Annotated in this window: 15 protein-coding genes; 8 read left to right on the forward strand and 7 right to left on the reverse strand. The window is 69.3% G+C overall.

What is annotated here, in order from left to right:
* Positions 1–8 precede the first annotated feature (8 nt).
* Together ACFY9I_RS23195 and ACFY9I_RS23200 are read left to right on the forward strand one after the other, a co-directional pair.
* Entirely contained in the window at positions 9–1,967 is a 1,959-nt protein-coding gene (locus tag ACFY9I_RS23195; protein WP_391004528.1) for an AAA family ATPase, read from the forward strand.
* Positions 1,968–1,972: 5 nt separating this feature from the next.
* Positions 1,973–3,730, forward strand: coding sequence for a UvrD-helicase domain-containing protein (locus tag ACFY9I_RS23200; RefSeq protein WP_391004530.1), 1,758 nt, complete (start codon positions 1,973–1,975; stop codon positions 3,728–3,730).
* A 49-nt stretch (positions 3,731–3,779) separates the two neighbouring features.
* Here the strand turns inward: ACFY9I_RS23200 and ACFY9I_RS23205 are convergent, their stop codons facing one another.
* The 6 genes from ACFY9I_RS23205 to ACFY9I_RS23230 all read right to left on the reverse strand — a co-directional run bounded on the left by ACFY9I_RS23205 (position 3,780) and on the right by ACFY9I_RS23230 (position 11,541).
* Positions 3,780–4,034, reverse strand: a complete 255-nt coding sequence (locus ACFY9I_RS23205; RefSeq protein ID WP_391004531.1) for a DUF6457 domain-containing protein — start codon at positions 4,032–4,034, stop codon at positions 3,780–3,782.
* Positions 4,035–4,121: 87 nt separating this feature from the next.
* Positions 4,122–4,757 (reverse strand): vitamin K epoxide reductase family protein, encoded by a 636-nt coding sequence (locus ACFY9I_RS23210; RefSeq protein WP_391004533.1) that lies wholly within the window; start codon positions 4,755–4,757, stop codon positions 4,122–4,124.
* Entirely contained in the window at positions 4,754–5,533 is a 780-nt protein-coding gene (gene narI / locus ACFY9I_RS23215; RefSeq protein ID WP_391004535.1) for a respiratory nitrate reductase subunit gamma, read from the reverse strand. Before narI ends, ACFY9I_RS23210 begins: the two co-directional genes overlap by 4 nt.
* A complete protein-coding gene (gene narJ, locus ACFY9I_RS23220) occupies positions 5,530–6,309 on the reverse strand; it encodes a nitrate reductase molybdenum cofactor assembly chaperone (protein ID WP_391004536.1) in 780 nt (259 codons plus the stop codon). Before narJ ends, narI begins: the two co-directional genes overlap by 4 nt.
* Positions 6,306–7,841: a nitrate reductase subunit beta gene (gene narH, locus ACFY9I_RS23225; protein WP_391004538.1), complete on the reverse strand. Its 1,536-nt coding sequence runs from the start codon at positions 7,839–7,841 to the stop codon at positions 6,306–6,308. Before narH ends, narJ begins: the two co-directional genes overlap by 4 nt.
* Before the next feature lies 1 nt (position 7,842).
* Positions 7,843–11,541, reverse strand: coding sequence for a nitrate reductase subunit alpha (locus ACFY9I_RS23230; RefSeq protein ID WP_391004540.1), 3,699 nt, complete (start codon positions 11,539–11,541; stop codon positions 7,843–7,845).
* A 405-nt stretch (positions 11,542–11,946) separates the two neighbouring features.
* Here ACFY9I_RS23230 and ACFY9I_RS23235 point away from each other — a divergent pair, with 405 nt between their 5' ends.
* Both ACFY9I_RS23235 and ACFY9I_RS23240 read left to right on the forward strand, forming a co-directional pair.
* The gene (locus ACFY9I_RS23235) at positions 11,947–12,780 is read left to right on the forward strand and encodes a DUF2249 domain-containing protein (protein ID WP_391004542.1); all 834 of its coding nucleotides are present in this window, start codon (positions 11,947–11,949) and stop codon (positions 12,778–12,780) included.
* Positions 12,781–12,904: 124 nt separating this feature from the next.
* A complete protein-coding gene (locus ACFY9I_RS23240; protein WP_391004544.1) occupies positions 12,905–13,405 on the forward strand; it encodes a hypothetical protein in 501 nt (166 codons plus the stop codon).
* A gap of 71 nt (positions 13,406–13,476) precedes the next feature.
* Here the strand turns inward: ACFY9I_RS23240 and ACFY9I_RS23245 are convergent, their stop codons facing one another.
* On the reverse strand, positions 13,477–13,722 hold the full coding sequence (locus tag ACFY9I_RS23245; protein WP_391004546.1) for a hypothetical protein: 246 nt from the start codon (positions 13,720–13,722) through the stop codon (positions 13,477–13,479).
* A 642-nt stretch (positions 13,723–14,364) separates the two neighbouring features.
* On the opposite strand from ACFY9I_RS23245, the gene ACFY9I_RS23250 reads away from it, so the two are divergent.
* The 4 genes from ACFY9I_RS23250 to ACFY9I_RS23265 are packed head-to-tail and all read left to right on the forward strand — an operon-like array spanning position 14,365 to position 19,776.
* Positions 14,365–15,624, forward strand: coding sequence for a TIGR04053 family radical SAM/SPASM domain-containing protein (locus ACFY9I_RS23250; RefSeq protein ID WP_391004548.1), 1,260 nt, complete (start codon positions 14,365–14,367; stop codon positions 15,622–15,624).
* Positions 15,621–18,278, forward strand: coding sequence for a multicopper oxidase domain-containing protein (locus ACFY9I_RS23255; protein ID WP_391004549.1), 2,658 nt, complete (start codon positions 15,621–15,623; stop codon positions 18,276–18,278). The genes ACFY9I_RS23250 and ACFY9I_RS23255 overlap by 4 nt, the downstream gene beginning before the upstream one ends.
* Positions 18,278–18,724, forward strand: coding sequence for a hypothetical protein (locus tag ACFY9I_RS23260; RefSeq protein ID WP_391004551.1), 447 nt, complete (start codon positions 18,278–18,280; stop codon positions 18,722–18,724). Before ACFY9I_RS23255 ends, ACFY9I_RS23260 begins: the two co-directional genes overlap by 1 nt.
* Before the next feature lie 32 nt (positions 18,725–18,756).
* Positions 18,757–19,776, forward strand: coding sequence for an Acg family FMN-binding oxidoreductase (locus tag ACFY9I_RS23265; protein WP_391004553.1), 1,020 nt, complete (start codon positions 18,757–18,759; stop codon positions 19,774–19,776).
* Positions 19,777–19,791 lie beyond the last annotated feature (15 nt).

Raw genomic sequence — 19,791 nt, forward strand, 5'->3', positions numbered from 1 at the left:
ATGTGCTGGTGAGCCAGAGGCAAGAAGAGCCGGAAGCCGGGATGTATTTGTCCAAGCTCGGCATCAAGAACTTCCGGTCTTGTTACGACGTGGCGGTCGAATTCCGGCCGGGTATCACGCTGCTCGTTGGTGAGAACAACTCTGGCAAGTCCAACGTCATCGAATCGTTGCGGCTGGCCACCACGCCCCTGAACCGTCGCAGCACAAGGTGGTTCGACGAGTCCGACCTGTCGCGAGGCCGGGAAGTGCAGGAAGCTGAGTTCCAAGCCACCTACGACGGGCTGACAGCGATACAGCGAGCTCACTACATCGCCGCGCTCGACGTGGACACGCATCAAGCGATCTACACGACGACCTACAAGAAGGACCCGGCCCGGCAGCAGATGCGGCCCAGTGTCTCGGCCGGGCCTGTCGGTGGTCCGGACGCCGAGCCGGGGAAGCGCGAGCAGATAGGACACGTCTACCTGGCCCCGTTGCGCGACGCCCAGCGGGAGCTCGACTCGTCCGACGGCAACCGGCTGCTGCGGATCATCCGGTACCTCACCAGCGAAGAGGAGCAGGAAGAGTTCCGTACGAGCGCCAACGACTCGCTGACGAAGCTCAAAGACCACAACGTCCTGACCTCAACAACCAGCGAGATACAGGTCCACCTCGGCGAGCTCACTGACTCGGTGCGGGGCCAAACCGTCGAGGTCACGTTCGCCGAGTACGAGTTGCACCGGCTCGCGCGGAGTCTCCGCGTGAAGATGGCAGAGGCCGGGATCGAACCAGCTGATCTCGCTGAGTCGGGTCTGGGCTATGCCAACCTGCTCTTCATCGCGACCGTCATCCTGGAGTTGCGGAAGGCGCAGGCAGCGGAGCTGACGCTGTTCCTCGTTGAGGAGCCCGAGGCTCATCTCCACCCACAGCTCCAGGCCGTGCTCCTGGACTACCTGCGTGAGCAGGCCGAAGCCTCTCCCCGGGACGACACGCAGGGGCCTGCGGGACGCATCCAGATCATCGCGACCACCCACTCGCCGAATCTGGCCAGCAGCGTGGGCATCGAGAACGTCGTGGTGCTGCGGACGCGTGTGGAGAAGGAGACGTTCCAGGACGACGAGGGCGATGGCAAGGAGGTCCTTCGCCGGAAGACCCAGTCGCTGCCTCTGGCCAAGCTCGCGCTCGCCGACGACGAGCGGCGGAAGATCAATCAGTACCTGGATGCCACCCGCGCCGGCCTGCTCTTCGCTCGCCGCGTCATTCTCGTCGAAGGCATCGCGGAGGCGGTCCTCCTCCCGGCCATCGCCCGGCACTGCGTCTTCAAGGGTGAGGACAAGACGAAGCAGCGCCGTGACTTTCACGGCGTCACGATCATCAATGTCGGCAGCGTCGACTTCGCTCCTTACATCACCTTGCTGCTCTCGACGGTCAACGGCTGCCGCCTGCTGGACCAACTTACGGTCGTTACCGACCGAGACCCGGATCCCGAGCTGCCCAAGAAGCCGAAGCAGAAGGATGGCCAGCAGGCTGAAGGTGGACCTGAGGGTGATTCTGAAGCGCTACCTGCTGAACAGCACGAAGTGATCGAGGACCGTGCTGCCAATCGAACCAAGGTGAGCAACCGGAAGGAACTACTCACGGCGCATGCCGCAGCTATTGGTGCTGCCGACCACCTGATCGTGGCTGAAGCTCCCCACACACTCGAAGCGGATTTGCTCGCCTCAAAGATAAACGAGCCTGTACTCAAGGCGGCCTATTTGAAGCAACATCCCCAGTCAGAGCACCATTGGAAAGACATCCTGGGGCATAGTAAAGGTCCGGCTTTTGGCTTCTATCAGAAGCTTTGCAAGTACGACAAGTTCATCAGCAAGGGCGAGTTCGCGCACGACGTGGCCCTCGCGATCCAGGGCGGTATGGCCTTCGAGGCGCCCAAGTATCTGGCAGACGCCATCCGCGGCGTGTTGGTGGACAGCGGCGGTGAAGGTTGAGCACTGTGATCTTGACCGGTGATCAGCAGGCACTTGTTGACGCCGAGGACAGCCTGTTCGCTGTCGCCTGCCCTGGAGCAGGAAAGACCCGCGCCATGGTCGCCAGGTTCTTGAAGCGAACTGCCGAAGAAAAGCGCCGAGGTATCGCCCTCATATCGTTCACCAACGCGGCCGTGAACGAAGTACGGCAACGGTGTGGGGACCGAGCTGAAGCTCTAGAGGCGCCACATTTCGTAGGGACCTTTGACGCATTTATTCACCGCTTCATTGTGACCCCCCTATACGTAAAGGTGTACAAGCAGAAGCCCAACTATGTGCAGTCCTGGCGAGATGTGCCCAGTACGAGCTTCCGCCTGCGTGACATGGGGAGAACCAAAGACCTGGAGTTCAACTGGTTCGACTTCGATCCAGATGGGCGGGCTCACCTCGATCTGAGTCGAGTGCCGCGAGAGTTTGGCGATGCGGATGCGCACAGGAAGATTGCTGAGCGTAAACAAGAGGCGGAGGCCAATGCCGCCTATATCTTTGGCCGCCTCCTCAGGGCAGGTACCGTCAGTTGTGCAGCCGCACGCGTGCTGGCTGAATTTTGGCTCGGCAGCGCCAAGGAGCGGGTCATCCTCGCGCCGCTGTTGCGGTCACGTTTTGCTGAGGTGATTGTCGACGAGGCGCAGGACTGCGGTCGCGAGGAGCTGCGCATCCTGGAGTTTCTCCGCGACTGCGGAGTACGCGTCGTGCTGGTCGGCGACATCGACCAGTCGATCTACGAGTTCCGCAGCGCCACACCTGCCGCCGTTCAGGTGTTCGCCACCAGCCTTCCCCGGCTACTGGAACTGCGGGACAACTGGCGCAGCTCGCCAGCCATCTGCGCGCTCAACAGCGCCTTGAGGTCTGGGCCGTTCGCCGAGACAGCTCGGGGTGACAACTCCATCGTCCAAACTCCGGTGCACCTGATCGAGTTCTCGTCTCTCGACCAGATCGTGCCCGCTGCTCTGGACGTTGCTGAGCAGCACAAACTGGCCGCAGCCGATTTGATGCTCCTGTCGCACGCCGAGGTCCACGGTATGAAGGCAGCCGGCGTGGTGAGCCCCGAAAGTGTGGGAAGCAGCCGAGTCCTCGCCATCGCCAGTGCCGGGCTGAAGCTCAGGTCCCGGGAGACCGATCCGAAGACCCGTCAGAAAGCAGTGGATCAGGTGCAACGTGCTGTTCTGGCAGTCCTCACAGTGAACCAGAAGACTGAGCACCACAGCTTCGATGCGTTGTGCGAGCAAGCAGGGGTCGAGCGGCGCTGGTTGGAGGCGTTTGCGGTCCGGATGGCGATGAGTCTCCACGCCGAGCCCAAGGCCAAGCAGACGTTCGCCGCAGAAGTACGTGACTTCATGAAAAGGGCGGATTGGGGCGACGTGGCACCTCCCAGTTCCGGCGACCTCGGCAAGCTGTTCAAGGCTCCGTCGGATGAGGCTTGGACAAGCGTCGCCGGCTTCGGCAACAGCCCAGCGATTCCCTTCTCCACCGTGCACGGCGTCAAAGGCATGGAGTTCCCCGGCGTGGTGCTCGTCCTGCCGGAGAGGCTTCGCGTAGATCGCGTCACAGAGCGGACAGTCCTCGACGACTGGGAAGGCGGTCATGACACCGAGGCCCGGCGCGTCCTCTATGTGGCCGCCTCTCGGGCCCAGCAGCTGCTGATGTGCGCGGTCCACCGCAAGCATGTCGCCCGAGTGGGGGCACTCCTCGACGCTAAGGGCGTCCCGTATGTCAAGACTTAGTGCGATCTGCCAGTCTGCCTGCTGATCGCGACTGACGGTCGGGGGCTGGTCATGCGGCCCTGGAGCCGGGGCGGCGGTCGGCTTCGTCGGCCCACTGGGTGGCCAGTTCCACGGCGCGCCGGGTGGCGGCGGCCACCGCGTCAGGACCGCCGCCCGCTTGCCCCGCCGCGTACCCGACCAGGAAGGTCGTCAGCGGGGCGGCGGGCCGGGCGACGCCGTGAGCGGCGTCGCCCGCGAGGGCGAGGAGTAGCGTCCGGTCGACTCGAGCTCGATGCCCAGCTCGGCCTTGAGAGCGGCCGTCCATTCCTTCAGTACGTCGTCCATGATCGTCGTATCTCTCGTCCGGATGACCTGTGAGCGTGTTGGGCGGCGTGCGGAGGGCGTTGGCCGGTTACAGCACGCTGCTCCAGTACGGCCAGAAGCGGGTGAGGACCAGCAGCACGATTACCCCGTACCAGGCGCCGAGGAGCATCCAATGCGTGTCGCGGACGATATACAGCACGCCCCGGGGCACGGGGACGATTCCCCGTTCCAGGCAGTGCAGGGTGAGGTACCAGAACAGTGCGATGGTGACGACCCAGACGGCGGCGCAGTAGGGGCAGAGCTTGTTGAGCTCGTAGAGCGACTGGCCGATCAGCCAGTGCGTGAACACCACTCCGACCAGCGCACCGGCATCAAGGGCGAGCCACAGCCGGCGGTGCAGGCGCGTCCCGGAGAGGACGGCGATGCCCAGGGCGGTCACGGCGGCGAAGGCGCCCAGTCCGAGCAGCATGTTGGGGAAGCCGAGCAGGCTGCCCTGCGGGCTGGACATGACGCTGCCGCAGCTCACGACGGGGCTGATGTTGCAGGGCGGTTGGTAGGCGGGGTCGCGCAGCAGCCGCCAGTCGTCCACGGTGAGTTGGAAGGAGGCGAGCCAGCCGACGGTTCCGGTGAGGACCATCACCCATCCCGTGCGGCGGCTCGCGCCCAAGGCGTGCGGGCGCGGGGTGGGCGGGGCGTTTGGTGCGAGCGCGGGTCCGTGACTCATGCCGCTCGCCGGGAGCCCGAGGCCGATCGGGTCCGGCCGCCTGCCGCCGGGGCCGCCACCGGTGCGGTCCGCCGCCGGTAGACCAGGTACGGGCGGGCCAGGTATCCGATCGGGGCGCTCCACACGTGGACCAGCCGGGTGAACGGCCAGGCTGCGAAGAGCAGGAAGGCGGTCAGGGCATGCAACTGGAAGAGGACAGGCGCTCCGGCGATGGCCTCGGGCTGGGGTTGGAGGACGAACAGGCCGCGGAACCAGACGGAGACGGTTGCGCGGTAGTCGTATCCGGCGCCGAAGATGTTGTGGGCGAAGGTGGCGGTGATGCCAAGCAGGACGGTGGCGGACAGTAGGGGGAAGAGGAGTTTGTCGCTGCGGTCGGTGCCGAGGCGGATCTGGCGGGTCAGCAGCCGGCGGGCGCACAGCATGCCGAGCCCGGTGACCATGGCGACGCCCGCCACCGAGCCCGCCCATACGGCCGTGGTGTGGTAGGCGTGCTCGCTGATGCCGGCGGCCTCGGTCCACGAGTCGGGAATGGCGAGCCCCACGACATGTCCGGCGATCACCATGAAGGCGCCGAGGTGGAACAGCGGGCTGCCCCAGCGCAGCCAGCGGTGTTCGAGGAGCTGGGTGGTGCGGGAGGTCCAGCCGAACTGGTCCTGCCGGTAGCGCCAGACGTGTCCGACGGCGAAGACGGCGAGACAGATGTAGGGGACGGCGACCCACAGGAGCAGATCGGCGCCGCTCGCCGAGGCGGCCAAGGGGGAGAGCGCGGTGTTCATCGGGGGCCTTCCGTACGGCTGGTCGGAGCGGACGGCACATGGGTCGGCGGGGCGGGCATCGGCGGCACGAAGGTGCCGGGAGGAGCGAACTCCCCCTCCCCGTAGGTGCCGTAGGGGTCGAGCCCGACCTCCTCGTTCGGCGGGCCCTCGGCGACGAGCTGGGCCACGGCCGCGCGGTCGGCCTCGGTGGGCGGCGGCAGCAGGGTGAGCAGCGCGGCAAGGACGTGCCCGTAGGGGGAGTCGGCGTCGGTCAGCGCCCGGTGGATCAGCTCCAGCCCGCGCCGATGCTGGCGCAGCGGTGCCTCTCCGCCACCCGGACCCGCCAGGGCGGCGAACTCCAGGACGACCGGGAGGTGGTCGGGGAGTTCGCCGCCGTCGGTGTCCCAGCCGGTGGCGCGGTAGCGCTGGTTGAGGGTGAGCAGGGCCATGCCGCGGCGGCGGGTGTCGCCGTGCAGGTAGTAGGTGAGGTAGAGGCTGCTCTTGCGGCGCAGGTCGAACATCTCGACGTAGTGCCGCTCCAGCGCCTCGGGATCCTGTGCGGCGAACCAGTCGGTGAACCGGGCGAGGTGTTCCGCAGCGGGCGTGGCCGGCAGCGCCTCCACAACGGTCGTCAACTCCGTCCGGGCTGCGGTCAGTTCGGAGTCGGGGTACTGCAGAAGCAGCGACACGAGCCGCAGCGTCAGCGCTCGGCCCGCCGCCTCCTCGGGGGTGAGCCGGGCCGGGCGGCGTACGGCCGCGCGGACGCGGGCGGGAATCGTTGCGGGCAGCGGGCTCACGGACGGCCTCCGGCGGGAGCTTCGGGCGCACGGCGGCGCAGGGTGGGGATGCCGAGCATGATCTTGCGGGGCTCGGCGTCGCCGGACGTCTCGACCGGGCAGCGGTTCTCCATCGCGGTGAGCGCGGCGGCGTCCTCCTTGTGGGCGGCGGGGACGACGTAGCGGTCGGCGTACTTGGCGACGGCGAGGAGGCGGTGCAGGTCCTCCGCCTCGCGGGCGATGAGGCCGACGGCCTTGAGTACGGCCTCGTCGCCGTCCTCGCCAAGAGTGCGTTCGCGCATGTACGAGCGCAGCGCGGTGAGCTTCATCAGAACCCCGGCGACCACGTCGGTGTCCCCGGCGGTGAACAACTCGGCCAGGTACTCCAGCGGGATGCGCAGGCGGGTGACGGCGGCGAAGACGTGGTCGGGGTCGTCCTGGTTGCCGCCCGCCGCGTCGACGGCGTCGAGGACGGGGGAGAGCGGGGGCACGTACCAGACCATGGGCAGGGTGCGGTACTCCGGGTGCAGCGGCAGTGCGACCTTGTACCGCATGACCAGGTCGTACACCGGGGAGCGGCGGGCAGCCTCCAGCCAGTCCTCGGGGATGCCGGACTCCCTTGCGGCCGCACGGACTTCGGGGTCGTGCGGGTCGAGGAAGACGCGCCGCTGCGCGTCCAGCAGGTCGTGCTCGTCCGGGGTGGCGGCGGCCTCGCCGACGCGGTCGGCGTCGTACAGCAGCAGGCCGAGGTAGCGCAGGCGGCCGACGCAGGTCTCGGAGCAGACGGTGGGCTGGCCGGCCTCGATGCGCGGGAAGCAGAAGGTGCACTTCTCGGCCTTGCCGGTGGCGTGGTTGACGTACACCTTCTTGTACGGGCAGGCGGTCACGCACATGCGCCAGCCGCGGCAGCGGTCCTGGTCGACGAGGACGATGCCGTCCTCGACCCGCTTGTACATCGCGCCGGACGGGCAGGCCGACACGCAGGCGGGGTTGAGGCAGTGCTCGCACAGGCGGGGCAGGTGGAAGAGGAAGGTCTGCTCGAACTCGAACTTGACCTTCTGCGCCCACTCACCGCTGAGATTGGGGTCGCCGCCGGCGTTCTCGGGTGCGCCGCCGAGGCCGTCCTCCCAGTTGGCGCCCCAGGTGATGGCGGTGGGTTTGCCCGTGAGGACCGATCGCGGGCGGGCGACGGGGATGTCCTTCTGGGCAGGGGCGCTGACGAGGTTGTCGTAGTCGTAGGTGACCGGCTCGTAGTAGTCCTCAATGGACGGCAGGTCGGGGTTGGAGAACAGCGACAGCAGGCGCTTGATTCTCCCGCCGGAGCGCAGGACCAGGCGCCCGCGCTTGTCGAGCATCCAGCCGCCCTTCCACTGCTCCTGGTCCTCGTAGCGGCGGGGGTAGCCGACGCCGGGCTTGGTCTCGACGTTGTTGAACCAGGCGTACTCGACGCCGGTGCGGTTGGTCCACGTCTGCTTGCAGGTGACGGAGCAGGTGTGGCAGCCGATGCACTTGTCGAGGTTCATGACCATGGCGATCTGTGCCATGACGCGCATGTCAGTACTCCACATCCTGCGAGCGGCGGCGGATGACGGTGACCTCGTCGCGCTGGTTGCCGGTCGGGCCGTAGTAGTTGAAGGCGTAGGTGAACTGGGCGTAGCCGCCCGCGAGGTGGGTGGGCTTGAGCAGCAGCCTGGTGAGCGAGTTGTGGATGCCGCCGCGCTTGCCGCTGACCTCGGTCTTGGGGACGTTCACGTTGCGGTCCTGGGCGTGGTACATGTACACGGTTCCCTCGGGCATGCGGTGGGTGACCACGGCCCGGGCGGCGACGACGCCGTTGCGGTTGTACGCCTCGATCCACTCGTTGTCCTTGACCCCGATCTTCTCGGCGTCGACGGTGGACATCCAGATCGTCGGGCCACCGCGGGACAGGTCGAGCATGTACTTGTTGTCCTGGTAGTTGGAGTGGATGGACCACTTGGAGTGCGGGGTGAGGTACCGGACGGTGACCTCGGCCCGGTCCTTGTCGTGCAGGTGCTCGTCGCCGTAGTGCCGAGGTGTGTTCAACGGGGGCCGGTAGACGGGGAGTTGCTCGCCGAGTTCGGCGATCCAGTCGTGCTGGACGAAGAAGTGCTGGCGGCCGGTGAGGGTGTGCCAGGGCTTCTTGTGCTCGGTGTTGATGACGAAGGGGGAGTAGCGGCGGCCTCCGGTCTCCGAGCCCGACCACTCGTAGGAGGTCATCACGGAGCGTGGCTGGGTGCGGGTGTCGGCGAAGGTGATCCGCTCCGCCTCGCGCTCGGAGGCGAGTTCCACCAGGCCTTCGCTGCCGGTCCGTTCCTGAAGCTCGCGGAAGCCCTCGGTGGCCAGGCGGCCGTTGGTGGTGCCGGACAGGGCGAGGATCGCGTCGCACATGTGGCTCGCGGTGGCGAGCGAGGGCCGGCCGGCAGCGATGCCGTCCCTGACGGTGCCGTTGCGGCGGCGCAGCTCCTCGATCTCGGGGCCCACCGTGACGGAGACACCCTTGGTCGTGGTGCCCAGCTTGTCCAGGAGCGGGCCGACGGCACGCATCTTCTGCGCGGTCGCGGCGTAGTCCCGTTCGATGACGACCAGCTTGGGCATGGTCCGGCCCGGGATCGGTTCGCACTCGCCGGTCTTCCAGTCCCGTACGACCCCGCCGGGCTGGGCGAGTTCGTCGGGGGTGTCGTGCAGCAGCGGCACGGCCAGCACATCGGTGCGGGTGCCGAGGTGTTCCGCAGCGAGTTCGCTGAACTTGTCGGCGATGGTCAGGAAGGTGTCGTAGTCGGTGCGGGCCTGCCAGGGCGGGGCGATGGCCGGGGTGAACGCGTGCACGAAGGGGTGCATGTCCGTGCTGGACAGGTCGTCCTTCTCGTACCAGGTGGCGGCCGGCAGGACCACGTCCGCGAGCAGTCCGGTGGAGGTCATCCGGAAGTCCATGCAGACCAGCAGGTCGAGCTTGCCCTCGGGGGCCTCCTCCCGCCACACCACGTCCTTCGGACGGTTCTCGGGCGGGGTCTCCTCGGAGCGGACGGCCGCGTCCGTTCCCAGCAGGTGGCGCAGGAAGTACTCGTTGCCCTTGCCGGAGGAGCCGAGCAGGTTGGCCCGCCAGACGGTCAGTACGCGGGGGAAGTTGGCGGGGTCGTCGGGGTCCTCGGCGGCGAACCGCAGCCGCCCGGACTTGAGCTCGTCGACGATGTGCTCGGCGACCGGACGGCCGGCCCGCGCCGCCTCGTCCGTGAGGTCGAGCGGGTTGCGGTTGAAGCCGGGATGTCCCGGGGTCCAGCCCAGGCGGATCGCCTGCGCGAGGCAGTCGGCGAAGCCCTTGCCCTGGAACCGCCCTTCCCCGAGCGGGGAGGCCAACTCCTCGGGCCCGAACGCCTCGTAGCGCCACTGGTCGGAGTTCAGGTACCAGTAAGAGGTGCCCGCCATGTGCCGGGTGGGCCGCTGCCAGTCGAAGGCGAACGACAGGTGCTGCTGCCCGGTGACCGGGCGGACCTTCTCCTGGCCGACGTAGTGCGCCCAGCCGCCGCCGTTGACGCCCTGGCAGCCGGTCATGGTGATCAGGGCAAGGAAGGCGCGGTAGATGGTGTCGGAGTGGAACCAGTGGTTGGTGCCGGCGCCGAGGGCGATCATGGAGCGGCCGTTGGTGCGCTCGGCGTTGCGGGCGAACTCCCGGGCGATCCGTGCCGCCTGCGCGGCCGGCACCGAGGTGATCGTCTCCTGCCAGGCCGGGGTGTAGGGCTCCGAAGCGTCCTCGTACGACGACGGCCAACTGCCGGGCAGTCCCGGTCGCCGCACCCCGTACTGGGCGAGCATCAGGTCGAAGACCGTGGTGACGAGCCGTCCGCCCATCCGGCGCACCGGAACGCCCCGGACCATGACCGAGCCACCCTCGGTGCCGCCCTCGTCGAACCGGGGCAGCGCGATCTCGACGCTCTCCTCGGCCCGCTCCAGCAGGCTCAACTCCGGGACGACGTCGCCCAGTTCGAGGTTCCAGTGGCCTCGCCCGGCTTCCCCCCACCGGAAGCCGAGCGAGCCGCCGGGGACCACCGCATCACCGGTGGCCCGGTCCAGGAGGACGGTCTTGAACTCGGCGTTCTCCTCGTTACGGCCGAGGTCGGCCGCCGTGAGGAACCCGTCCGGGACGAGACCGTGGTCGTGCTCGCGCAAGGTCACCAGGAACGGAGCGTCGGTGAACTTCCGCATGTAGTCCTGGAAGTACGGCACTTCGCGGTCGACCAGGAACTCGCGCAGGATCACATGCCCCATGGCCATCGCCAGCGCCCCGTCCGTACCGGGGTGGGGGGCGAGCCACTCGTCGGCGTGCTTGACGTTGTCCGCGTAGTCCGGGCTGACCGCGACGACCTTGGTGCCGTTGTAGCGGGTCTCGGTGAGGAAGTGCGCGTCCGGCGTGCGGGTGACGGGGATGTTCGAGCCCCACATGATCAGATAGCCGGCGTTCCACCAGTCCGCCGCCTCCGGCACATCCGTCTGGTCGCCGAAGACCTGCGGGGAGGCGATCGGCAGGTCGGCGTACCAGTCGTAGAACGACAGCAGCGTGCCGCCGATCAGCGAGTGGAACCGTGCCCCGGCCGCGAACGACGCCATCGACATCGCCGGGATGGGCGAGAAACCTGCGACGCGGTCGGGGCCGTACGTCTTGACGGTGTGCACCTGGGCGGCGGCGATCAACTCGCTCACCTCGTCCCAGTCGGCGCGCACCAGGCCGCCCTTGCCACGGGCCCGCTTGTACGCCCGCGCCTTCGCCGGGTCACCGGTGATCTCCGCCCAGGCTGCCACCGGGTCACCCAGCCGCTTGCGTGCCTCGCGCCACAGCTTCAGCAGCGCACCCCGCACATACGGGTAGCGGACCCGGCTGGGCGAGTACGTGTACCAGGAGAACGACGCTCCACGCGGGCAGCCGCGCGGCTCGTACTCGGGGCAGTCCGTGCCGATGGACGGGTAGTCGGTGGCCTGGTGCTCCCAGGTGATGATGCCGTCCTTGACGTACACCATCCACGAGCACGAACCGGTGCAGTTCACGCCGTGGGTGGAGCGCACCACCTTGTCGTGCGACCAGCGGTCCCTGTAGAAGCCCTCCCACTTCGGGTCGCCCGTGCCGAACACGGCGCGCCCGTCGGCGGACACCTCGCGGCGGGTGAGCAGCCTGCGGGCGGCCAGCGGCCAGCTTTCACCGGCGCGCAGCGCCTCACGCCGTACGTTCTGATCGTTCTCCATGGCCGAGAACGCTAGGCGGCGCACCGCGTCCCCCACCTGGGGCTGGCGGTCCCTGACGACTGGCCTTCCGGCCCAATCCGGCTGGTCGCAATAGGGCCCAATGGTCCCTGTGGTGGGGTCCGGTCGGCCGGGGAGTCAGCGCGGCCGGCGTTGCATGCTTGGCATTGATCGAACCGCAGATGCCCCTCTGTACGACCGCATTCCGTGCCTGCCAGGCGGCCAATTCCCCCGTCCCTGGCCGCCGCAGGTGTAGCGCGTACAGCGCGAGGCGAACGGGCCGGTCACGCGTCCGGCCGCCCCTCGCGGCCGGACGCGGCATCCCTCTTCCCCAGCGGCGACGCCCGGGATGCCATCCACCCGCACCGGTCGGCCGAGCCGACCGTGAAACTTGCTGGAGACACTGCCATGAGCGTGCTCACCCTCGCCTCGGCCCCCGAAGACGCCACAGCCCTCGAAGCCGCCGAGGCGCACCACGCCCGCCTGGCCGGGGAACTGGCCGGGCGGGTGACGATGCTGCTGACCGCCGTGGACCGCGACCCCAGCGCCGCCGAGAAGATCCACGCCGGACTCGTCGCCTTCTGCGACCGCTCACTGCTGCCCCACGCCGCAGCCGAGGAGGCCGCGCTCTACCCCGCCGCCCACCGCATGCCCGAGGCCCGCCTGCTCATCGAGAGTCTCATCGGCGAACACCGCTGCCTCACCGCGCTCGTCGACGCCCTGCGCAACGCGCCCGGCCCGGCGGGCGCGGCGGCCGATGCTCGGGCCCTGCAGGTGCTCTTCGAGGAGCACGTGGCCAAGGAGAACGGCCTCGTGCTGCCCCTGCTCGCCATGACGTCAGAAGTCTCCCTGGCGGAGCTGCTCGCGGAGATGCATCACCGGCTCGCGAACGACACGGGCAACACCAGCGCTCAAGAAGATCAGGACACCGAGGAAGGACAGGCCATGCGAGAAGGACAGATCGAGGAGACCGGCGGCTGCGGCGGAGTATGCGGCTGCGGCGGTGCGGAGGAGACGGCCGAGCCCGAACTGGACGTGCGGGAGGTTCCGCACGCCATTCGTCACGCCACGGTCTTCGGAGCCCTGGACGCCGTCCCGGCGGGTACCGCGATGGTGCTGGTCGCCCCGCACGACCCGCTGCCGCTGCTCGCGCAGATCGAACAGCGCAGCCCGGGAGTCTTTGCCGTGGAGTACTTGGAACGCGGCCCCGAAGCCTGGCGGTTGAGGCTCAGCCACCGCTGACCCGAAGTCCCACCTCAACCTCCCGGCGGCGCGGGGAGATCACCCTACCGGCGGGTACGCATCGCCGTACCCCAAGCCCGGCCGCCGCACCCGCAAGCACATGAGGAAAGAAGGACAACACATCATGGACGCATCGCACCGTCGCGCCGGCACCCTGATCGCCGCGGTCGGCATGGCCCTGGGCGTCGCCGGCCCGGTCATGGTGCTGCGGGGCCGCAGCGGCAGGAAGGAGATCCGCACCGAGCTGGCCGCTCAGAAGATCACCTTCCCCGAGCGCGGGCTGCCCGCCGAACTCGCCATCTACACCGGCCGCCGTGTGGAAACCGGCCCCGAGGCGCACGCCTACGCCGAGTTCATCAAGGGCAATCTCGCCCATGCCACCGGAGGCCGCACCTACGCGGAGATCAGCGCCGAGCTGCACGCCGCCGGCGGCGACGACGAGAAGCTCGCCGAGCTGCGCCAGACGGCGTTCATGGGCCAGTCCCTGCGCGGTTCTCTGCTCTCCGCCTATCAGGCATGGCACCTCACCACCCTGGTCATGGGCCTCGGGACTCTGCTGACCGGTGCCGGAGCGGCCCTGTTGGCCACGGCGAAAACCCTGGGTGCGGATACGCGCCGCCCCTGAACACCGGCCATGCGGCATCCCTGTCGGTCGTCCCCGCCGCGGTCTCGGCAACCGCGTTGCGCGAATCGGTGTCAGTCGCGGGTGATACGCACCTCGAACGATGGGCGCCGGATGAAGTACCGGAGGCTACCGGCGGCAACAGTGAGGAGGACGCCGAAGAAGGCGGTGCCGAATCCCCAGATGATGATGGGCGGGGGCCCGAAGCGGCCCTCGTCGTTGCCGTTGGCCATGAGATCCAGGAACCCCACGCCGAACAAGGCGAAGCCCGCGAACACCATGAGCCCGCCGATCACCGATAACACGCGCAGAAACTTCAACGTTCCCCCTGCCATTCTGCTTGGGCGACATGCCTGGGCATGAAGAACCCGAGCAGGCCGTGTGGTCATTTCCCCGTACCGGCTTCCAAATGCCACACGGCACCACGGAGTTGGGGTGCGGGCAGTGGAAGTGCCGACAGGGCGACGTCAGGATAGAGCATGATCAGCAGCCTTTGATCATGCACTCGCCAAGGCCCGGCAGGCGGGGGCCCAGTTCAGCAATCCGGGGCGAGGCAGGGCCTCGTCGGTCCGCCCCGGCCCGGCCGACCAGCAGTCCCTGGCGGCATTTCCTGTGGCGCGCGACGACTGGCTCAGGGGCCGTGCGCCCGGAGCGCCGCGTGCGTTCGGACGGGCCGTTCGGCCCTGGCACGAAGGCCGGACCCAGGGACCGTCGGCCCACCGGCGAGGGACTGATCGGCCGCCGCGCCGCCCCTGGGCGGCGGCGCATGCTGATCAGCGAACGATCCGGAGGTATCCCGTGTACTACTGCAACCAGCATCCGTGCGGCCGACTCCACTGCCGTCCCCCGTCACGGACGCTGCGCACGGCCCGGGTCGGTCACCGTCCGGCCGCCCGCCTCGTCTGCCCCGACTCCCGGGTGGCCGGACGAACGATCCGTACGAGCCAAGGCCGGAGGGCCCGGTGAGCGGCGCCCGCGCGATCCGACGGCAGCACCAGAACGTCGCGGACCGGCCGTTCATCGTGATCTGGGAGTCCACCCGTGCCTGCCCGCTGGCCTGCCTGCACTGCCGCGCCGAGGCCGTGCCGAACCGCGACCCGCAGGAGCTGGACACCAGCGCGGCCAAGGACCTGCTGGATCAGGTGGCCGCCTTCGGGCAGCCCGCCCCGATCTTCGTGATCACCGGCGGCGACCCTTTCCAGCGCCCCGACCTGACGGAGCTGCTCGCGTATGGGAAGGAGGTGGGCGTACGGGTCGCCGTATCACCCTCCGGCACCCCCACGCTCACCCCGGAGCGGCTGCGGGAGGTGCACGCCGCGGGTGCGGTCGGGCTCTCCCTCAGCCTGGACGGATCCACCGCCGACCTGCACGACGGGTTCCGCGGCGTGCCCGGCGTGTACCGGTGGACTCTGGACGCGTGGGACGCGGCCCGCGCGCTGGGCATGAAGGTGCAGATCAACACCACGGTCGCCCGCCACAACCTCCATGACCTCCCCGACATCGTCCGCCTCGTCGCCGAGCACGGCGCGATGCTGTGGAGCGCCTTCTTCCTGGTCCCCACCGGCCGCGGCCGCACCCTCGGCGCACTCACCCCGGGCGAGGTCGAGGACGTGCTCAACTTCGTCTACGACGTGGGTCTGACCGTGTCGGCCAAGACCACCGAGGCCCACCACTTCCGCCGCGTCGCACTGCAGCGCCAGATCCTCGCCACCGCCGGTGACGACCACGTTGCGGCGCTCGGACTCGGCCCGCTCTACCAGGAGTTGCGCGACCGGGCCGCCGAGCTGGGCCTGGACACCAGAGCGCGCCGGGTGCGGCGCCCGCCCCTGGACGTCAACGCGGGCCGCGGCTTCGTCTTCATCTCCCACACCGGCACCGTGCACCCCAGCGGCTTCCTGCCGCTGGGCGCCGGAAACGTCCGCGAGACACCGCTGACAGAGATCTACCGCACCTCGGAGCTGTTCACCAGGCTGCGGAACCCGGACCGGCTCGGTGGCCGGTGCGGGGCCTGCGAGTTCCGCCGGGTCTGCGGCGGCTCGCGATCGCGCGCGTACGGCGTCACCGGCGACCCGTACGCCGAGGAGCCGTGGTGCGGATACGTCCCCGGATCCTTCCCGCACCAGGAGGAGTTGGCCGCGCTGCTGTCCGGCGGCGCCGACGGCGGGAACGCGTCGCACCAGGACAGCGGCGCGCGTTCGAACCAGCACCAAGGAGTGGCATGACCAGCATCGCCAACGGGCCCACCGGAACCGGCGACGCGAGCGGACCCGGCAGGTACCCCAGCAGGTTCAGGGCGTCCGGCGTGAAGGCCCGGCATCTGCGCGCCCATGTCCTGGTCGTGGGGTGGCTGGGCCTGGCCCTCCTCGCGGTCGCGGCGCAAGAGGCGCTGCCGGTGGCCCACTGGCTGGCCGTGCACATGTTCCTGCTCGGCGCCGTCACCACCGCCATCTTCATCTGGAGCGAGCACTTCGCCGTCGCCCTGCTGCACGCGAAGATCCCCGACGAGCGCTGGAGCACCGCCCGGCTCGCGACGGCCAACCTCGCCGTCGCCGGGCTGCTCATCGGCGTGTGGAAAGCAACTCCCGTACTGACCGCCGTTTCCGCCGCGTTGCTGGTGGCCGCGGCCACCGCGCATCTCGTCACGCTGGTCCGCCTCGGGCGGGGCGCGCTCGGCGGACGTCTCAAGCCGATCGTCTCCTACTACCAGGCGGCCACCGCCGCTCTGATCGCCGGTGCGATTCTCGGCTGGCTGATGGCCGGCGGCGGTGCCGGCGGGCCCGACCGGTACGCGGGGCTGCGCCTGGCCCACATCCACGTCACGCTGCTCGGCTGGATCGGGCTGCCCGTCCTGGGCACGCTGTTCATGCTGTGGCCGACTGTGCTGGGCGTACGGATGAAGGACCGCACCACGAAGGTGTCCCGATGGGTGCTGTGGCTCACCGGCAGCGGACTGCTGGTGGCCGTCTCCGCTCTGGCACTCGGGTGGCGCTGGCCGGCCGTGGCGGGCCTCGCTCTGTACGTGGAAGGGGCGGCCCTCGCCGTCCACCTGTTAGTGCGCACCGTACGCGGCAACCGGCCCGTCGCCGCGGCGGCGGCCTGGATGCTCGCGGCGGCCACCTGCTGGCTGCTGATCGCGGTGGCGGCGGACCTGGCATGGCTGGCCGCCCGGCCGCTCGCAAAAGCACAGGCCGAGATCGACGCCCTGCTGCCGGTGCTGCTCGTCGGCTTCGTCGCCCAGATCCTGATCGGCGCGCTCACCTATCTGCTCCCGGTCGTCCTCAGCAGCGGCCCCAAGGACCGTGCGGCCGTACGGGCGCTGCTCGAACGGGGCTGGCTGCCGCGGTTGGTGACCCTCAACGCTGGCATCGCACTCGCGGCACTTCCGCTGCCCGGCCCGGCCGCCACGACCGGCGTGCTGCTGGCCGCGCTGGCCGGGGCCGCGTTCCTCGCCCTCGCCGTGCCCGTACTCGTCCGCAGCGGACGGGGTCTCCTCCATGACGCGGACCATGCCGCCGGTGTGTCACGGCGCCCCGCCCTGTGGGGCACCGCCGCAGGTGCCGCACTGACCGTGCTGGCCGTACTCGTGGCCAACAGCGGCGGCGACACGAGCGGCGAGGCGAGCGCCGCAGGGACGGCGGGTGCGGGAAGCGGAACCACCCGCACGGTCGCCGTCACCCTCGCCGACATGCGCATCCGCCCCGCCCGCATCGAGGTCACCGCAGGAACCGTGCTGCGCCTGAAGGTCACCAACACCGACGCCCAGCGCCACGACCTCAAGGTCGAGGACGGTCCCGCCACCCCGATGCTCGCCAACGGCGACACCCGCGTACTTGATCTCGGGCAGGTCACCGAGAACCGCGAGGCGTGGTGCACGCTACCGGGCCACAAGGCGGCCGGGATGACCATGGACATCGTCGTCAAGGGCGGCGACACGGCAGGTGACACGGCAACGGACAGCGGCGGACACGAGGGACACGCATCGGCCGCCGACAACGGCGACGCCGGTCTGGACCTCGCCGCCGACTACTCCACCGGCTGGCAGTCACGCGACGCCGGCCTGGCCCCCGCGCTCGGCGGGACGGTCCACAAGGTCGAACTGCACGCCGCCCACACGACGGTGGAGGTCGCCCCCGGAGTGAAGCAGCAGATGTGGACCTTCGGCGGCACCGCACCCGGCCCCACCCTGCGCGGAAAGGTCGGCGACGTCTTCGAGATCACCCTCGTCAACGACGACCACGGCATGGGCCACGGCATCGACTTCCACGCCGGATCCCTCGCCCCCGACAAGCCCATGCGCACCATCCAGCCCGGCGAGCGCCTGGTCTACCGCTTCCGCGCCGAGAAGGCCGGCGCATGGCTGTACCACTGCAGCACCAAACCGATGCTCCAGCACATCGGCAACGGCATGTACGGCGCCGTCGTCATCGACCCGCCCGGCCTCGCCAAGGTCGACCACGAATACGTCCTGGTGTCCTCCGAGCTCTACCTCGGCACGCCCGGCAGCACCGCCCAGGTGACGAAGATGCGTCAGAACACCCCGGACGCCTGGGTGTTCAACGGCATGGCCAACCAGTACGCCAAGGAGCCGCTGAAGGTGAAGGCCGGTGAGCGGGCCCGCTTCTGGGTGGTCGCCGCCGGACCCAGCGACGGCATCGCCTTCCACATCGTCGGCACCGTCTTCGACACCGTGTACAAGGAGGGTGCCTACCTGCTCGAGCCGGGCGAGGCGGGCGGCGCGCAGGTGCTGGACATGGCCCCGGCGCAGGGCGGCTTCGTCGAGACGACGTTCCCCGAGGCCGGCCACTACGCGTTCGTCGACCACGACATGCGCCATGCCGAGGCAGGAGCGCACGGCATGGTGGAGGTGAGTGATTGATGGACACCGTCGGCTGGTGGTCCCTGGTGCGGTTCGCGCACGTGGCCGGTGCCGCCCTGTGGGTCGGCGGCCAACTCGCCCTCTCCCTCGTCATCCTTCCACTGGCCCGCCACCTGCTCGCCCCGGAGGCCAAGGACCGCTTCACCGCCGCGGCCGGCCGCCGTTTCGGGATGCTGACCGGGGCGGTGTTCCTGCCCGTGCAGCTGGGCACCGGCTGGGCCATGGCCTGGCACCGGGGAGTCACCTGGGCCTCGCTGGCCGAACCCGGCTACGGCCGCACGCTGGCGACGAAACTCGCCCTGTTCGTGGTGGTGATGCTCGCCGCCGCAGGACACGGCATCGCCCACGCCAAGGGCCGAGCCGAACTGGCCCGGGCTCTCGCAGTGGTCTCCCTCGTCGGCTCACTCGGAGTCGTCCTGCTAGCCACCGCCCTGCCCGCCACATGACCAGCGGCCACCACGAAGAAAGAGGAGGCATCATGCGCACCCAAGCTGTACTGGACGCGGCCACCGTGGAGTCGCTCCTGGCGGCCGCCGTGGCAGCCCCGTCGATCCACAACACACAGCCCTGGCGCTTCCGCCTGAACCCGAACAGCCAGATGCTGGAGGTCCATTCGGCGCCGGAGCGAACACTGCCGCTGACCGACCCGATGCACCGCGCCCAGTATCTGTCCGTGGGCGCCGCGGTCTTCAACCTCCGGCTCGCCGCCGTCCACCACGGCTGGCGACCCGAGGTGAAACTGCTGCCGGACCCCCACGCCCCCGGCCTGTTGGCCACCGTACGACTGACCGGCCCCCTCGACGCGGAGGACCAGCCATCGGACCCTGGACTCTACGAGGCCATCGCACGACGGCACACCAGCCGGATGCCGTTCACCGGACGCTCGGTCCCCGAGCCGATCGTGGCCGAGATGACGTCCGCCGCACACGCCGCCGACGCCCGCCTTCATGTACCGGACATCGCCGGAACACGGCGACTGCTGCGCCTGACCGCCGCAGCCGAGGCACGCAACCACGCCCACCCGGACCGCACCGCCGAAACCCTCACCTGGATCACCGCACCCGGACGGGATACCCCCTACGGCATCCCCGTCACCGCCCTCGGCCCACCGGACGCGGGCAGGCGGATACCGATGCGTGACTTCACCGGACCCATCCCCGCCGTCCGCCGGCCCGCCCTGTGGTTCGAACGCCACGTCCAGCTGGCCCTGCTGTGGACGGCACACGACCGGCGGGACGACTGGCTGCGGGCGGGCCAGGCCCTGCAGTACGTCCTCCTCACGGCGACCGCCCACGGTCTGCGCACGTCACTCCTGCACCAGGCCATGGAATGGCCCGACCTGCGCGCCGCGACGGCCCTCCCACGACACAAGCGGTGCCATCCGCATGTACTGATCCGCTTCGGCTACGGCCCGGACGGCGCCGCGACACCGCGAGGACCCGTGCACTCAACTGCTCGTCCCGCAGCACCGTCTGCGACCGATTCCGAAACGGGCTGAGCGCCGCGATCTCTC

It is taken from the genome of Streptomyces sp. NPDC012510 (assembly GCF_042955065.1).
Lineage (GTDB): Bacteria > Actinomycetota > Actinomycetes > Streptomycetales > Streptomycetaceae > Streptomyces.

Bases quoted from the DNA above. Each gene is read 5' to 3' on its own strand.
- narI (WP_391004535.1), bottom strand. From the start codon at position 5,533: ATGAACACCGCGCTCTCCCCCTTGGCCGCCTCGGCGAGCGGCGCCGAT.
- ACFY9I_RS23210 (WP_391004533.1), bottom strand. From the start codon at position 4,757: ATGAGTCACGGACCCGCGCTCGCACCAAACGCCCCGCCCACCCCGCGC.
- ACFY9I_RS23260 (WP_391004551.1), top strand. From the start codon at position 18,278: ATGGACACCGTCGGCTGGTGGTCCCTGGTGCGGTTCGCGCACGTGGCC.
- ACFY9I_RS23255 (WP_391004549.1), top strand. From the start codon at position 15,621: ATGACCAGCATCGCCAACGGGCCCACCGGAACCGGCGACGCGAGCGGA.
- ACFY9I_RS23230 (WP_391004540.1), bottom strand. From the start codon at position 11,541: ATGGAGAACGATCAGAACGTACGGCGTGAGGCGCTGCGCGCCGGTGAA.
- ACFY9I_RS23240 (WP_391004544.1), top strand. From the start codon at position 12,905: ATGGACGCATCGCACCGTCGCGCCGGCACCCTGATCGCCGCGGTCGGC.
- ACFY9I_RS23265 (WP_391004553.1), top strand. From the start codon at position 18,757: ATGCGCACCCAAGCTGTACTGGACGCGGCCACCGTGGAGTCGCTCCTG.
- ACFY9I_RS23205 (WP_391004531.1), bottom strand. From the start codon at position 4,034: ATGGACGGCCGCTCTCAAGGCCGAGCTGGGCATCGAGCTCGAGTCGAC.
- ACFY9I_RS23235 (WP_391004542.1), top strand. From the start codon at position 11,947: ATGAGCGTGCTCACCCTCGCCTCGGCCCCCGAAGACGCCACAGCCCTC.
- narH (WP_391004538.1), bottom strand. From the start codon at position 7,841: ATGCGCGTCATGGCACAGATCGCCATGGTCATGAACCTCGACAAGTGC.